Annotated in this window: 11 protein-coding genes; 5 read left to right on the forward strand and 6 right to left on the reverse strand. The window is 65.1% G+C overall.

Annotated features, from left to right (window positions below):
* Nucleotides 1-98 precede the first annotated feature (98 nt).
* Nucleotides 99-494, reverse strand: coding sequence for a nuclear transport factor 2 family protein (locus QX034_RS09595; protein WP_315702797.1), 396 nt, complete (start codon nt 492-494; stop codon nt 99-101).
* Nucleotides 495-630: 136 nt separating this feature from the next.
* Between QX034_RS09595 and QX034_RS09600 the strand changes: the two genes are divergently transcribed.
* The 4 genes from QX034_RS09600 (at nt 631) to QX034_RS09615 (ending at nt 6,958) form a co-directional block, all read left to right on the forward strand.
* Nucleotides 631-1,212, forward strand: coding sequence for a PadR family transcriptional regulator (locus QX034_RS09600; protein ID WP_315702796.1), 582 nt, complete (start codon nt 631-633; stop codon nt 1,210-1,212).
* 191 nt (nt 1,213-1,403) lie between these two features.
* Nucleotides 1,404-4,886, forward strand: coding sequence for a hypothetical protein (locus QX034_RS09605; protein ID WP_315763518.1), 3,483 nt, complete (start codon nt 1,404-1,406; stop codon nt 4,884-4,886).
* A gap of 366 nt (nt 4,887-5,252) precedes the next feature.
* Nucleotides 5,253-6,179: a sulfite exporter TauE/SafE family protein gene (locus QX034_RS09610; RefSeq protein WP_315702794.1), complete on the forward strand. Its 927-nt coding sequence runs from the start codon at nt 5,253-5,255 to the stop codon at nt 6,177-6,179.
* Nucleotides 6,176-6,958 carry a TIGR02186 family protein gene (locus QX034_RS09615; RefSeq protein WP_409977791.1) on the forward strand — a complete coding sequence of 261 codons (783 nt, stop codon included), beginning with the start codon at nt 6,176-6,178 and terminating at the stop codon, nt 6,956-6,958. Before QX034_RS09610 ends, QX034_RS09615 begins: the two co-directional genes overlap by 4 nt.
* Before the next feature lie 63 nt (nt 6,959-7,021).
* On the opposite strand, the gene QX034_RS09620 is transcribed toward QX034_RS09615, so the two are convergent.
* Together QX034_RS09620 and QX034_RS09625 are read right to left on the reverse strand one after the other, a co-directional pair.
* On the reverse strand, nt 7,022-7,783 hold the full coding sequence (locus tag QX034_RS09620; RefSeq protein WP_315702793.1) for an MBL fold metallo-hydrolase: 762 nt from the start codon (nt 7,781-7,783) through the stop codon (nt 7,022-7,024).
* On the reverse strand, nt 7,780-8,712 hold the full coding sequence (locus QX034_RS09625; protein ID WP_315745185.1) for a DMT family transporter: 933 nt from the start codon (nt 8,710-8,712) through the stop codon (nt 7,780-7,782). Before QX034_RS09625 ends, QX034_RS09620 begins: the two co-directional genes overlap by 4 nt.
* A 96-nt stretch (nt 8,713-8,808) precedes the next feature.
* On the opposite strand from QX034_RS09625, the gene QX034_RS09630 reads away from it, so the two are divergent.
* Complete coding sequence (locus QX034_RS09630; RefSeq protein WP_315702791.1) at nt 8,809-9,675, forward strand: LysR family transcriptional regulator; 867 nt, start codon at nt 8,809-8,811, stop codon at nt 9,673-9,675.
* 184 nt (nt 9,676-9,859) lie between these two features.
* Here the strand turns inward: QX034_RS09630 and pdeM are convergent, their stop codons facing one another.
* The 3 genes from pdeM to QX034_RS09645 all read right to left on the reverse strand — a co-directional run bounded on the left by pdeM (nt 9,860) and on the right by QX034_RS09645 (nt 14,831).
* Nucleotides 9,860-10,555, reverse strand: a complete 696-nt coding sequence (gene pdeM / locus QX034_RS09635) for a ligase-associated DNA damage response endonuclease PdeM (protein WP_315745187.1) — start codon at nt 10,553-10,555, stop codon at nt 9,860-9,862.
* 174 nt (nt 10,556-10,729) lie between these two features.
* Nucleotides 10,730-13,414 carry a ligase-associated DNA damage response DEXH box helicase gene (locus QX034_RS09640; protein ID WP_315702789.1) on the reverse strand — a complete coding sequence of 895 codons (2,685 nt, stop codon included), beginning with the start codon at nt 13,412-13,414 and terminating at the stop codon, nt 10,730-10,732.
* A 187-nt stretch (nt 13,415-13,601) separates the two neighbouring features.
* Complete coding sequence (locus QX034_RS09645) at nt 13,602-14,831, reverse strand: ABC transporter substrate-binding protein (RefSeq protein ID WP_315702788.1); 1,230 nt, start codon at nt 14,829-14,831, stop codon at nt 13,602-13,604.
* Nucleotides 14,832-14,939: the final 108 nt, after the last annotated feature.

Raw genomic sequence — 14,939 nt, forward strand, 5'->3', positions numbered from 1 at the left:
AGTTGGTTTCGGATGCTGCGATTATGGATGGCCGGCAGCAGACTGTAGCGATTTCAGGCTGAGAGCGGCAGCCGTTGCTTTGTGGTGCTTTGGCGCAGTCACGCCTTTTGCGCGTTCTGCAATTGCTCTCCCATCAGGCGGTGCAACAAGTTGATCGCCTTCAAGGGGCGGACCATCACCTTGAAATGGGTGATGCGATCATCGGCGTCGAAGGTGATGATGTCGACGCCGTTGAGTTTGACGCCCTCGATCTCATTCTCGAATTCGAGCACCGCTCCGGTCGCGCTGCGCCATTCGCCGACATAGGTGAAGCCGGGGCCGCCTAAGACTTTCTCAGCACTCGTCAGATATTTGAACGTGATGTCGCGTCCGCGCTGGGGCGTATGGACGACCGGACTCTCGAACACCGCGTCCGGATGCAGCAATTCCCACAGCGCGCTCGCGTCGTGAGACTTCATGTAGCCGTACCATTTCGCAAGGCCGGTCGTTGTCATGTGGCGTCTCCTCGAGACGGCGCGCGCCAAAAGCGCTGCCACCCATATGCACATTGACGCATATGCGCCGTTGTGCATAATGTCAAGCGTGCAGCCGGGTGGGACGCGATCAGAAAAAAGGGAGCAGTTTCCGGCCATGGCTCTTGGCGACGCCATCCTCGCATGCCTGACCGAACATCCGATGACGGGCTATGAGCTCGCCAAGACGTTCGATTCCTCGATCGGATTTTTCTGGAAGACCGACCACCAGCAGATCTATCGCGAGCTCTCGCGCTTGCGCGACCGTGGTTACATCCAGGGCCGCGAGGTGGTGCAGACGGGAAAGCCGAACAAGCTGGTCTATACGCTTACCCCCGAGGGCCGCACCGCGTTCCGGCACTGGGCGGCGCGGCCGAGCACGCCGGCCTCGATCAAGGATGATCTCTTGATCCGGCTCTATGCACTCGGCGCCGCCGATGTCGAGCCGTTGCGCGCTGATCTGATGGCGCGCCTGGAGCACCATCGCGATCGCGCCGATCGCTACGACCGCATCCTGAAGAAGCGCTTTCCCGACGGCACGGCTGCGCCGTCCGATCTCGGCAAGCTTCTGAACCTTCGGCTCGGGCTGCGCCATGAGCGCATGGTCGCCGAGTGGTGCGAAGAGGCGATCACTGCCCTGTCTGCGATTGCGAGCGCCGTGGTGCCGCTCGATCCGGATGCGCGCAAAACCACGGGTTAAGCTATTTCCGCGTGCGGCTGCGAACTTTTAGCGAGGCAGGGCCGCCGGACTTAACGCGTTATTTACCGTAAAAGTCAAATGTCTGGAACTGGAGCAGACGACCTTCGTGGATTCCGATCATCTTGACGCCGGGACGCGTGGGGAGGCTGGAGGCGCTGGGTGGAGCGCCGGTAGCGGAACCGGACGAGAGCATGAATTCGCGCGTATCGTGGAGTAGTGAGGGCATCGACCCGTCCGTTCGTGAAAGGGCCGAAGCCGCGGCGCAACGCGCCGGCCTGTCGCTCAACGACTGGATCAACTCGACACTTGGTGCATCCGCACCGCCGGATTTCCGCCGCCCGCAGGACCCTCGCGCGATCGCAACGGCACGCGAAACCCGCGAGCGTGAGACCCGCGAGGTCGCCGACATCCACCAGCGGCTCGACTCGATCGCGCGGCAGATCGAGCAGATGTCACGTCCTGCCGCCCGCAAGGACAATCTGCGCGACGAGCAAGGGGTCGCACGACAGCTCAACGACGCGATCTCGCGGCTCGATGCGCGGCTGTCGCAGATTTCGACGCCGCTGCGCAAGCCGGCGACGGAGGAACATTATCAGGGCCCTGACGGCGTCGAGCGCGCGGCTGCGCAGCTCTATCGCCATCCGATGCCGCTGAGCCCGGCCTCGCTCGATATGGCGGTGGCCGAGATCAGCGCCCGGCAGAGCGAGCTCGATAATGCGTCGGCTTCGCCGCGCTCGCTCCCACCGCATCATGCGCCCCCCACCGCGCCGGTGATGGCTCCCGCTGCGGCCCCGGTGATGACGCCAGCTGTGGCCCCCTCGCCGGCCCCGGACTATTCCTCGCTCGAACGCCAGCTTCTGAAGATCACCAGCCAGATCGAGGCACTGCAGCGCCCCGACGATGGCCTCGAGCAATCGATCGCAGCGTTTCGCAACGAACTTGCCGAGATCCGCCATGCCATCACCGAGGCGATGCCGCGGCAGGCGATCGAGACCATCGAGAACGAGATCCGCTCGCTGTCGCGCCGCATCGATGAGAACCGGCAGAGCGGCGTCGACGGCCAGGCGCTTGCGGGCATCGAACGGACGCTCAAGGACATCCGCGAGGTGGTCGGCTCGCTCACGCCGGCCGAGCAGCTGACCGGCTATGCCGAGGCGATCCACAATCTCGGCGCCAAGCTCGATCTGATCCTGCGCACCAATGACGATCCCGCGACCGTGCAGCAGCTGGAGAGCGCGATCGCCGCTCTGCGCGCCATCGTCGCCAATATCGCCTCCAATGATGCACTGGAGCGTCTGTCGGAAGATCTGAGGCTGTTGTCCTCCAAGGTCGATCAGGTGACCGAGGCGCGCGACAACCGCGATTCCTTTGCCGCGCTTGAACAACGCATCGCAGCCCTTACCGCGACCCTCGAAAGCCGCGAGCGGACAGCGGCTCCCGCGGAGAACACGGCACAGATCGAAGAAGCGTTGCGCGGGCTGTCCGACCGGATCGACCGCCTGCAGGTCGGCAGCGACAGCGCATCGGCCCTTACGCATCTCGAACAGCGCATCTCGTATCTCTTGGAGCGCCTGGAGGCCGCGAACGATCCGCGCAGCGGCAACATGTCCCGCGTCGAGAACGGGCTCCAGGACATCCTGCGCTATCTCGAGCGCCAGCAGGCGACGTTTGCGGCCCTTTCCGAAGCAAGGTCGCAGCGCAGCGAGGCTGCATCGGACAATGGACTGATCGACCTGGTCAAGCGCGAGCTGTCCGATCTCCGCTTCAGCCAGACCGAGACCGACCGCCACACCCAGGGTTCGTTGGAAGCGGTTCACAACACGCTCGGTCATGTGGTGGATCGGCTGGCGACGATCGAAGGCGATCTGCGCAACGTGCGTGCGGCTCCCGCGCAACCAGCATCGCCGCCGCTGGTGCCGCAAATGGCGGCGCCCGAGCCGCAGGCGGATGGGTACAAGCCGGCGTCCTTCGAACGTGGCAAACCGGAGTCCTACCGGCCGGAACTGCCAAACCCGGCGGCGCAGACCGGTGCGCTGGATGCGAACGAGACTGCGCGGCAGGGTGCAAACCAAGCGATCTTTGCCGCGGCGCCGCGCGATTTCCACGCGGCCGCTGCGCCCGCCTCCGCCCTCACGCCGCCGATTCCGCCCAAGGCGATCGCCGATATCCTGGAGCCGCATACGGCGCAGGCGCCGCGTCCTGCGGCCATGCTGCCCGAACTGCCGCCGGATCATCCCCTGGAGCCGGGCACGCGGCCTCCCGGTCGGACATCACCAGCCGAACGCATTGCGGCCTCGGAAAGCGCGCTCGGCGATCTTCCGGTCGGCAAGCGCGAACCGGTCTCGACCTCGAGCTTCATCGCTGCGGCGCGCCGCGCAGCGCAAGCCGCTGCCGCTCAGCCGGCCGAGAGCAAAAAGCCCGCCGAGAAGAAGAAAAAGGACAAGGTCAAGGAGGCCGCCAAGCCGGCGCCGAAGGCGAAGGAGCAGGCGGCCGTCATCGTCGGCCCGGAGGTCGAGGAGGAAGCCTCCACGCTCGGCGCCAAGATCCGCTCGCTCCTCGTCGGGGCCAGCGTCGTCGTGATCGTGCTCGGCACCTTCAAGCTCGCCATGTCGCTGCTCGACAGCGGCAGCACACCGCCGCCGGCTCCCCCGATCGAAAGCCAAACCCAGAGCCAGAACGAGGCACAGCCGCCGCGGATGCCGCCAGCCGCGCTGGCGAGGCCTGCCGCGCCGGACCAGACGACCCCGTCGCTGACGTCACCCACTCCCATCGACCGGCAGTCCTATAATCGCGCAATGCCGAGCGAGGCAGAGACGATCGCGATGCTGGCGATCCCGCAGGATCAGGACAAATCCGCGGCCCCGCCGCCCGCGGCAAGCGACATCACCGGCACGATCCCGACGGCCGGCAATGGCCAGGGCCTCGGCACGATCCAGGTGCCGCCGACCGAGCGGCTGCCGGACACGATCGGCGGTCCCGTGCTGCGCAACGCCGCCCTGAAGGGCGATCCGGCCGCGGCCTACGAGGTCGCCGTGCGGTTTGCCGAAGGCAAGGGCGTGCCGTCGAATTTCGACGAGTCCGCGAAGTGGTATGACCGCGCAGCGCAGGCCGGACTGATCCCGGCGGTCTTCCGGCTCGGCACCCTCTACGAGAAGGGCCTTGGCGTGAAGAAGGATGTCGACATCGCGCGCCGCTATTACGTGGTTGCTGCCGAGCGCGGCAACGCCAAGGCGATGCACAATCTTGCGGTGCTGGACGCCGATGGCGGCGGCAAGGGCGCAAACTACAAGAGTGCCTCGCAATGGTTCCGGAAAGCCGCCGAGCGTGGCGTCGCCGACAGCCAGTTCAATCTCGGTATCCTCTATGCCCGCGGCATCGGCGTGGAGCAGAACCTCGCCGAATCCTACAAATGGTTCAGCCTGGCGGCCGCACAGGGCGATGCCGATGCCGGCCGCAAACGCGACGATGTCGCAAAGCGCCTCGACCCGCAGTCGCTGGCTGCCGCAAAGCTGGCCATCCAGACCTTCACCGCCGAGCCGCAGCCGGATGATGCAGTCAATGTGCCTGCACCTGCCGGCGGCTGGGATGCCCCGCCTGCGCAGACGACCACCAAGCCTGCGGCCAAGGCAACCCCCGCCAAGCATGTGACGACGACGGCAGCCGCTTCGCGTTGATTTCCGGCGTGAGCACAAAGCCGGCGATGTCATCCATTGTCCTCGCCCGGAGACAATCCGGGCTGGGGCTTGTTCGTACGTGAGACCATCCGCGCCTGCCCTTGCACATGCGCGAAGCGCGAGCGCTGGATGAACCTCGCGCTGCGGCCGGCGTCACAAATGTGATGGCCGCCGCCGTACGTCTCTCCATCTTTGATTAGGCCGGAAGAGGAATCCCCGACCTCGCGGCAAAAAAGCCGCAAGGGGGGGATTTCATGTCCCGCCGCCTGCGCATTTCGGCTATTCAAGGAGCACAAGAGTCACGCGCGTGAGCGGCGGGCTGCTCGCGCGAAAAGAGCCACGAGTCCCGACCACGAGCTGACGCGCGTGCAGATCTATCTCCCGATCGCCGATATCCCGGTCAACATCTTCCTGCTGCTCGCCATGGGCGCGGCGGTCGGCTTCGTCTCCGGCATGTTCGGCATCGGCGGCGGCTTCCTGATGACCCCGCTCTTGATCTTCGTCGGCATCACACCGGGCGTTGCCGTCGCCTCGGTGTCCAGCCACATCGCCGCATCATCCTTTTCCGGCGCGCTCTCCTATTGGCGGCGGCGGGCGATCGATCCGTCACTGGCCTCGGTGCTCCTGGTCGGCGGCGCGATCGGCACAGCGCTCGGGGTCTCCACCTTCACGCTGTTGCGCGCCCTCGGCCAACTCGACCTGATGATCGCGCTTTCCTATGTCGCTCTGCTCACATCGGTCGGCGGGGTGATGGTCTGGGAGGGCGTGCGTGCCTTGCTGCGCACGCGCCGCGGCGAGTTCGTCGCGGTACGACGGCCGGGCAGCCATGTCTGGATCCACGGGCTGCCCCTGAAGATGCGGTTCAAGCGCTCCAAGATCTATGTCTCGGTCATTCCCGTCATCGTCATCGGCGTCATCATCGGCTTTCTCGGCGCGGTAATGGGCATCGGCGGCGGCTTCATCCTGGTGCCGCTCCTGATCTATCTGCTGCGGGTGCCGACCTCGACCGTGATCGGCACCTCGATGGTGCTCACGCTCGCGACCATGCTCATCGCAACCATGCTGCACGCAATCAGCAATCATCTGGTCGATGCCGTGCTGGCCCTGATCCTGATGGTCGGCGGCGTCACCGGCGCGCAATTCGGAGCCCGCGCCGGCCAGATGATCCGCAGCGAGCAACTGCGTCTGCTGCTCGGGCTGTTGATTCTCGCGGTCGGTATCCGCTTTGCGGTTGAACTCGTGATCCGCCCCGAAGACCTGTTCACGATCCGCGAGACGGGAGTGAGCGAATGAGTGCGCGCCGGCTCATTGCAGGCATGGCGATGGCCTTCGCGCTCAGTGCCACTGCTCCTGCACGAGCCGAGCGACTGATCGTCTCGGTGTCGAATCACCGGGTCACCGTGACGCCGAACTACGCCGGCGAGGAGCTGGTGCTGTTCGGCTCGGTCGAAAAGGATGCGCAAACGCCGTCGATGCGGGCGAGCTACGATCTGGTCGTGACCGTGCTCGGACCGCGCGCCGACATGGTGACGCGGCGCAAGGAACGCAAATTCGGCATCTGGATCAACACCGACTCGCGGCAGTTTCTGAAAGTCCCTGGCTATCTCGCGCTGTTCGCCAACCGGTCTTTCGAGGCGATCGCGCCGCCCGAGGTGCAGCGACGGCAGCAGCTTGGACTCAACAATGTGCTGCTGACCCAGCGGGTGGGTCCGGATTATGCCGACGTGGTACCGAACGATGCCTTCCGCAGCGCTTTCGTGCGGCTGCAGTCGCAGCATGGCCTCTATCGCGAGGATACTTCGGCCGTTACCTTCCTGACGCCGACCTTGTTCCGAACCGGCATTCCGCTGCCGGCCGCCGTGCCGATCGGCACCTATGAGGTGGAGATCAAGCTGTTCGCCAACGGCACTTTCATCAGCAAGACCGAAACCGCGTTCGAAATCGTCAAGATCGGCTTCGAACAGTTCGTGGCGACCACGGCGCGGCAAAATGGCTTGATTTATGGCCTCGTCACGACAGCCATGGCGCTGATGACCGGATGGATGGCGTCGATCGTATTCAGGCGCGATTGATCCTGTCCATCGTTGCCAGCGAGGCTTCGTCGCTGACGCTCCTCGACATGACGGAATCGACCACTACACCTCGATCGCGGTCCGCACCCCCGGCTCCAGCAGCTTCAACCGCGGGCCGAAGCCGAGTGCATCGAAGGTGGCTCGCAGGTCCTGCGCGCTCTGCCGGAAATGCGCCCAGCCGTCGGTGTGAACGGGCACGATCAGCGCGTCGGGAAAGACGCGTGCCGTCTCGATCGTGTCGTTGGTATCCATCGTCAGATGAAACGGCCCGCGGGTCTGCGCCGCGCCCGCGAACGGCAGCACCACACCCGCCTTGAAGCGACGCGCGACTTCGGCAACTCCGTCATAGAACACCGTGTCGCCGCTGACATAGATCGGTGCGCTCTGCTGCGGCTGCAGCACGAAGCCGATGACGTCGCCGGCGAACGGCTCGATACCGGCCGGACCGTGACGCGCTGGCGTCGCGGTGACCGTCAGCGTCTTGCCCTCCTTGGTGAGTTGCGTCGTTGCCCAGGGCGCAAGCCCCTCCGCATGACCTTCCAGCCGCTTGGCGCCGATCTCCGTGGTCAGCACCCGGGCTGCTCGCCTGAGAAAATCGCGGCCACCATGATCGAGATTGTCCGAATGCTGGTCATGGCTCAACAGCACCGCATCGATCTCACCGACCGTATCAGGCCCGAGCGCCGGACCGATCAGCTTCTCCAGCTTCACGTGAGGCAGTTGATAACTGCCCGGCTGGTCGAAGGTCGGATCGGTGAGAAGGCGAAAGCCGTCGATCTCGATCAAGGCGGTCGGGCCGCCGATCAGCGTGATGGAAAGGTTCATGCTTTGACTCCCACAGCTTGGACCGCCCGAGCCGGCGCGCGCGTCACCAGATAGATGCCGAGCGCGACGGGAACGACGCCGAACAGATCCTGCAACGCGACGTGCTCCCCGAGCACGAGGAAGGCGAAGATCATCGCCAGGGGCGGCATCAGGAAGTGATAGGCGCTGGCGGCGATCGCGCCACACACTTTCAGGAGATGGAACCACAGCACATAGGCGAGGATTGATCCGCCGAAGACGAGGAAGGCGAAAGCGCCGATCAGCTGCGGGTTCAGCGTGACCGCATCCGCGCTGGAAAAGGCATACGCAAACGGCCACAGCACGATGCCGGCCGAAAGGTTCTGAATGCCGTTGCCGATCCACAGGCTTCCCTTCGGCGCGAGCTGCTTGAACAGGATGGTGCCGGATACGATCGAGGCCAGCGCAGCCAAAGTGTAGAGGATGCCGTCAAGCTGGTCGGTGCCGACCGACATCCGGTGCCAGACGATCATGCCGACGCCGACGATGCCGAGCGTGAGGCCTGCGACCTTGCGCCAGGTGAGTGCCTCGCCGAGCAACAGTGCGGCGAATACAGCGGTGAACACTGGATTGGCCGATACGATGAGGCCGCCGAGCCCGGCCGAGACCGTCTTCAGGCCGGTATAGCCGAGACCGAGATAGAGCGCGTTGTTGGCGATGCCGATCACGGCGAACACGATCGCATCGCGCCAGGACATCGCCCAGGCGTCGCGGCGGATGGCCGAAACCACCAGAATCAAGATGCCGGCCAGAGAGAACCGCGCGGCCAGCAGCAGCAGCGGCGGGCAATAGGTCACGCCGATCTTGCCGGCGACGAAGGCAAAGCTCCAGAGCAGGCAGAACAGGCCGATCTCGACCGGCAGGTAATTCAACCCAGAGCGCGAGATGGGAACCGAGGGGGCAAGCGACACCGGCATTCTCCTTTACCCACCCATGTACGGCCGCCGCTTCCCATTTGGAAATTAAATGATAAACTTAACTCCAGTGGTTTTTTGAATGGGGCAGATATGCTCGATCTCGACCTGCTTCGCAGCTTCGTCTCGGTGGTGGAAGCCGGCGGCTTCACCCGGGCGAGCGAGCGCGTCCACCGCACCCAATCGACCGTCAGCCAGCAGATCAAACGCCTGGAGGAGGATCTCGGCCAGATCCTGCTCAACCGCAACGGCAAGGACGTCACCCCGACCGAAGCCGGCGAACGGCTGCTGTCCTACGCGCGGCGGCTGCTGGCGCTGGCCGAAGAGGCCCGCGACGTGGTCGGGCGGCCGGGGGCCGATGGCGCGGTGAAGCTCGGCATCCCCGAGGATTTCGCCGCCTACCGGTTGGCGAGGCTGCTGGCCTCGTTTTCCCGCGCGCATCCTCACCTGCGGCTCGACGTACGGGCCGACCAGAGCCTCTATCTGAAACGCGATCTCGAGCGCGGCGATCTCGATCTCGCGCTGCTCAAGCGCAGCGCCGACGACGAAAGGGCGGCGATCGCGGCCTGGCCGGAAGAGGTCTACTGGGTGACGAGCAAGGGCCACCCGGTCGACCTCGACAGCCCGTCGCTGCCGCTGATTGGGTTCCCGCCCGGCTGCCTTTATCGCAGGCGCGCCATCCACGCGCTCGAAACCGCCGGCCGCGCCTGGCACATGGCCTATACGTCGTCGAGCTTGGCCGGCATCCAGGCCGCGGTCGCCGCCGGTCTCGGCTTGGGCATTCTCAGCGACATGTCGGTGCAAGCCGACCATCGCGTGCTCACCACCAAGGAAGGCTTCGCGCCGATCGAGCACACCGAACTCGCGCTGGTCGCCTCGCCCGATGCGAGCTCGGCGACCTTGCGTTTGGCTGAGCGGCTGGCGGAGTTCTGCGACAAGGCCCAGGCCAAGGCGGCGTAGGCCGTTGCCGACGATCGCGAGCGTCGCGCCCCACGGACAGTAAGTTCCCTCTCCCGCTTGCGGGGGAGGGTTAGGGAGGGGGCCGTCACACGAGCGGTGCTGGTGGCGCCCCCACTCCGACTCTCCCCCGCAAGCGGGGGAGAGGGCGCACCGGATTCGCGGGCGCTTACGATAAACCCTAATTCTAATAGCACCGCGCCGCGGCGATGCTGTGCAGCCTGGTGTCGCCGAGCACATGGGCGATGAAGGATCGCTTCGGAAAAATCTTTGCAAATGCCGCGTCGCGCACGCTCAGGCCGCCGGCATAGGCGCCGAAGGCCGGCATCACCGCGCGCTCGCCGTCGGAGACGAAGCAACGCCGCTCCACGCTGCGCGCCCGGGTCGCCACGCGTGCCTTGGGATGCAGGTGCCCCGCGATCTCGCCTCGCGCGCCGGTCGGCTCGTGGCGGAAGGTCACTGCGCCGATCGCGATTTCATCCGCCACACTGCCGCCGACATCGCGCGGCGAAGGATCGTGATTACCCGCAATCCAGAGCCAGTCGCGCCCGACCTGCAGATCGGCGATCGAGGCGCGGTCATCACCCGATAGCCGCATGTGCGCATCGCGATCATGAAAGCTGTCGCCGAGTGCGATCACGAGCTTCGGATTGTAGCGCGCAATCGCGCCAGCGAGCCGCGCGAGAGTGGCTGCGGTGTCGAAGGGCGGAAGCAAAGTGCCGCGCGCGGCGTAGCTTGAGCCTTTCTCCAGATGCAAATCGGAAACGACGAGCAGCCGCTCGTCGTCCCACCACAAGGCGCCGGAGAGATCGGCGAGCAGCGAGACGCCAGCGACATCCACTCTGCCGGAGGAAACAACCGGTCGAACCACAGAGTTCGTCATGGCCGGGCTTGGCCCGGCCATCCACGTCTTTGCTCGGCAAAGAAAGACGTGGATGCCCGGCACAAGGCCGGGCATGACGATGTGGATGAATTATCGCCCCGCAACTTCATTGTTCCCTGCCGTGCTTCTCCAACGGCTCTTTCGTGCCGCGAAGCGACGCTTGGAGCAATGCGTTTACCCCATCGCTTCCCTGACCAGTTCGTCGGCGGCTTCGGCCAGGAGCTCGTCGGCCGCCTCGCCATAGACCGACTCCCGGCCGATTTCCAGCATCACCGGCACTGCGAGCGGCGAAACGTGATCGAGTTCCCGATGGGTGATTCGCCCCTCGATGCGTTTGAGCATATCACCAAGCCGGCGCAGGTCGAGCAAGCCCGTCGCGGCATCGGCGCGCGCAGCCCGCAGCAGCACGTGATCCGGCTGATGCTTGCGCAGCACGTCATAGACGAGATCGGTCGAGAACAGCACCTGGCGTCGCGTCTTCTCCTCCGTGGTGGAGCGGCGCGCGATCAGGCCGGAAATGATCGCACACGATCGAAACGTGCGCTTCATGAGCGCCGATTCGGCAAGCCAGGCTTCGAGATCGTCGCCCAGCATGTCCGGATCGAACAAAGCGGCGAGATCGAGTCGGCCGTCGCGAACCATCAGCGACATGTCACCGAGCCCCCAGACCGCAAGCGCATATTCGTTGGCGACGAAGCCGAGCGGACGCACCCGCGCCCGCTCCAGCCGACGCGTCAGCAACATGCCGAGCGTCTGATGCGCGAGCCGGCCTTCGAAGGGATAGCAGACCAGGTAGTGCTTGTTGCCGCGTGGAAAGGTCTCGACCAGGAGCTCGCGTCGCGCCGGCACGCGCGAGACATCCTTCTGCAGCGAGAGCCAGTCGCGCACCTGCTCGGGCAATGCTCTCCACGAGCTGCTATCATCGAGCAGCCGGCGCACGCGATCGGCGAGATAGGTCGAGAGTGGAAACTTGCCGCCCATATAGGACGGCACCTTGGGATCGCTGTCATTGGCCCGGCTGACATAGACCTGATCCTCGACCAGCGCCTCGTAACGCACGATCTCGCCGCTGAACACAAAGGTGTCGCCGAAGGTGAGGCCTTCGATGAACGCCTCCTCGATCTCGCCAAGCAATCGCCCGCCGCGCGCAATCGCGCTCGCCGAGCCGGCAGCGCCTCCGCGCGATCGCACCAGCCGTACCTTCAGCATCGCTTCTTCGACGATGGTGCCGACGTTCAGACGATAGCTCTGCCGCACCTTGGGATTGGCGACGCGCCAACGACCCTGGCTGTCCTGCTTGATGCGCGCGAAGCGCTCATAGGTCTTGAGCGCGTAGCCGCCGGTGGAGACGAAATCGAGCACGTCGTCGAAATCACTGCGCGACAGCGCCGCATAGGGCACAGCCGTGATCACCTCCGAATAAAGCTCGTCGGCGAGAAACGGCTCAGCGCAGGCGCACCCCAGTACATGCTGCGCCAGCACGTCGAGGGCGCCGGTGCGCAACGGCGGCGTATCTTGGGCATTGTCGGCGATCGCATCGATCGCGACGCTGCATTCCAGCACCTCGAAGCGGTTGGCGGGCACCAGAACAGCGCGGGAGGCCTCGTCGAGCCGATGATTGGCGCGGCCGATTCGTTGCATCAGCCGCGAGCAGCCCTTCGGTGCGCCGACATTGATGACGAGATCGACGTCGCCCCAGTCGACGCCGAGATCGAGCGAGGAGGTACAGACCACGCCGCGCAACCTGCCGGCCGCCATCGCCTCCTCGACCTTGCGGCGCTGCGCGACATCGAGCGAACCATGATGCAGCGCGATCGCAAGATTATCGTCATTCATGCGCCAGAATTCCTGGAACAGCATCTCGGCCTGGCTGCGGGTGTTGACGAAGATCAGCGTGGTCTTGTTGGCCTTGATCAGCTCGTACATCTCAGCCAGTGCGTGGCGCGCGCTGTGGCCGGCCCACGGCAGCCGCTCGCGCGTATCGAGCATCTGTACGACCGGCGGCGCGGCGCCGCCGGCGAGCACGACATCGGCGGCCTCGGACCTTCCGGCCGGCTGCGGCATAAGGAAGCGCGCCAGCTGCTCCGGTTCGGCCACCGTCGCCGACAGGCCGATCATGCGCAACTCAGGGGCAATCCGCCATAAGCGGGCGAGACCGAGCGACAGCAGGTCGCCCCGCTTGGACGTGACGAGCGCGTGCAGTTCGTCGAGCACGACTCGCCTGAGCGAGGAAAACAGATAGGGCGCGTCCGCCGACGATAGCAGCAGCGCCAGCTGCTCCGGCGTCGTCAGCAGGATGTCCGGCGGATAGCGGCGCTGGCGCTGCTTGCGCGAGGCCGGGGTATCGCCGGTGCGGGTCTCGACCTTGATCGGCAGGCCCATCTCGGCGATCGGAGTCTGCAGATTACGGGCGATGTCGACCGCAAGCGCCTTCAAAGGCGAGATATAGAGCGTATGCAGGCCGCTGCTACGGATGACACCGCGGCCGGTGCTCGTGACGCCTCCCCGCTCTTGAGAGCGAGAGCGAGCTTCGCTCGCCTCGGAGCCCACAAGGGGTGACGCAGCGGAAAGAGCAGGCTGTGCGGCGGGCGAGGCTGCGGCTCGGCGATCCGCTCGCGGGTCCAGCTCCACCAATGTCGGCAGAAATCCCGCCAGTGTCTTGCCGGCCCCCGTCGGCGCGATCAGGAGCGCCGAGCGGTTTGCGCGCGCCTTCTCCAGCAAGGCCAGCTGATGCGCGCGCGGCGCCCATCCGCGCGTCGCAAACCATTTCAGGAAATGGTCCGGCAACGGCGCGGCGGCGTCATCGGTCAGCACTGGTTTGACGCGGAGCGGCACCTGCAACAGGTAAGCCGTCCCCATGGTTTCGTCGAGGGCAGACTGGTCACGGTCTTCCGGGTCGCGTTTCGCGCTTTCCCCTCACCCTGAGGAGCTCACCAATTTGGCGGGCGTCAAGGGTGAGGCCGCATCGAGACCTCATGGTTCACGAGGCAATGCGCAGCATCGTCCGGAGACGCGCTGACGCGCTCCCCACCATGAGGATCACTCATTATTCCGTCACCGGCCTGTCCGAGATCTGCCAGTCCTTGCCGTCGAAGATGGAGATATAGAGCGTCTTCATCGGTGTGTAGTCGTCCGGCGTGTAGTCGTAATTGATGCCGTCGATGAAGAACGGCGAGTGGAATCCTGCCAGGGTCGAGGCCTGTTTCAGCACATTCTCGCGGGTCAGCGTCTCGCCGCAGCGGCGCAGGATCTCGGCCATCGTGGCCGCCTGGCCGTAGCCGGCATAGGCGATGGTGTTGTCGGGATCGATATTGGGCAGGTATTTGGCCCGCAGCGCCTCGAAGCCTTTCACCTCCGGATCGCCCTTCCAGCGCGGCACGCCGGCATCCTTGGAGTAGCGGATGGCGACGATACCGGCCGCGTTCTCGAAGCCGGCCGCGCTCAGGATGGAGCGTCCCGTCGAACCGGCCGACAGCAGTTGCAGCGGCTTCCAGCCGAGCTCAGCCACCTTGCGGATCGATTGCGACGTCGCCTTGCCGGTGGTGATGTTGTAGAAGACGTCCGCGCCCGATTTCGACAGGTTGATCAGCTGCGAATCGATGGTCGGATCGGTGAGATCATAGGTCTGCTCCATGATCACCTCCGCCTTGCCGCCGGCATCAGCCAGCACCTTCTTGAATGGCCCCAGAAAATCGCGGCCGAAATCATCGTTCTGATAGAGGATGCCGATCTTGGCTTCGGGCTTCACGCTGATCACGTGCCTGGCGAGGATGCGCGCTTCGGTCGGATAGAGCGGCAGCCCGGCCATGGTCCATTTGTAGTTCTTCGGATCGTTCCATTTCGAGGCGCCGGTGTTGAGCAGAAGCTGCGGCACGCCCTTGGCGTTGAGATATTTGTGCACGGCGGTCTGCGGTGCGGTGCCGAGCGAGCCGTACAGCGCCAGCACCTCCTCCTGCTCCACCAGCCGCCGCGTCGCCTCGACACATTTCGGGGCACTATAGGCATCGTCCATGGTGAGGAACTTGATCTTGCGACCGTTGATCCCGCCCTGTTCGTTCAGCATCTGAAAATAGGCTTCGCCGACGCGCCCAAGCACGCCGTACAGCGAGCCGGGTCCGGAATGCGGCACGGTCTGCCCGAGCCGGATCTCGGTGTCGCTGGCGCCAGCGTCGTATTTCTTCTCGGCAGCCCAGACGCAAGGGGCGGCAATGGTCGCAACACCAACGGCAGTAAGTGCGGTCGCGCAGAATTGGCGCCGTGTCTGACGATTTTTCATTTGTTGTGTCCTCCCTAGGCGCTCATCCTTCGACATCGGGAAGCACGCGGCAAGCATGAAGTTGCCGCACGTCGCAGAGTGCAGTGCGATCAACTCATGATGTCGCGC

This window comes from Bradyrhizobium sp. SZCCHNR3119 (assembly GCF_032487775.1).
Classification (GTDB): Bacteria; Pseudomonadota; Alphaproteobacteria; order Rhizobiales; family Xanthobacteraceae; genus Bradyrhizobium.

Excerpts from the sequence above, each read along its gene's own strand:
- QX034_RS09595 (WP_315702797.1), bottom strand. The coding sequence starts at position 494 with ATGACAACGACCGGCCTTGCGAAATGGTACGGCTACATGAAGTCTCAC.
- QX034_RS09600 (WP_315702796.1), top strand. The coding sequence starts at position 631 with ATGGCTCTTGGCGACGCCATCCTCGCATGCCTGACCGAACATCCGATG.
- QX034_RS09605 (WP_315763518.1), top strand. The coding sequence starts at position 1,404 with ATGAATTCGCGCGTATCGTGGAGTAGTGAGGGCATCGACCCGTCCGTT.
- QX034_RS09615 (WP_409977791.1), top strand. The coding sequence starts at position 6,176 with ATGAGTGCGCGCCGGCTCATTGCAGGCATGGCGATGGCCTTCGCGCTC.
- QX034_RS09620 (WP_315702793.1), bottom strand. The coding sequence starts at position 7,783 with ATGAACCTTTCCATCACGCTGATCGGCGGCCCGACCGCCTTGATCGAG.
- QX034_RS09630 (WP_315702791.1), top strand. The coding sequence starts at position 8,809 with ATGCTCGATCTCGACCTGCTTCGCAGCTTCGTCTCGGTGGTGGAAGCC.
- pdeM (WP_315745187.1), bottom strand. The coding sequence starts at position 10,555 with ATGACGAACTCTGTGGTTCGACCGGTTGTTTCCTCCGGCAGAGTGGAT.
- QX034_RS09640 (WP_315702789.1), bottom strand. The coding sequence starts at position 13,414 with ATGGGGACGGCTTACCTGTTGCAGGTGCCGCTCCGCGTCAAACCAGTG.
- QX034_RS09645 (WP_315702788.1), bottom strand. The coding sequence starts at position 14,831 with ATGAAAAATCGTCAGACACGGCGCCAATTCTGCGCGACCGCACTTACT.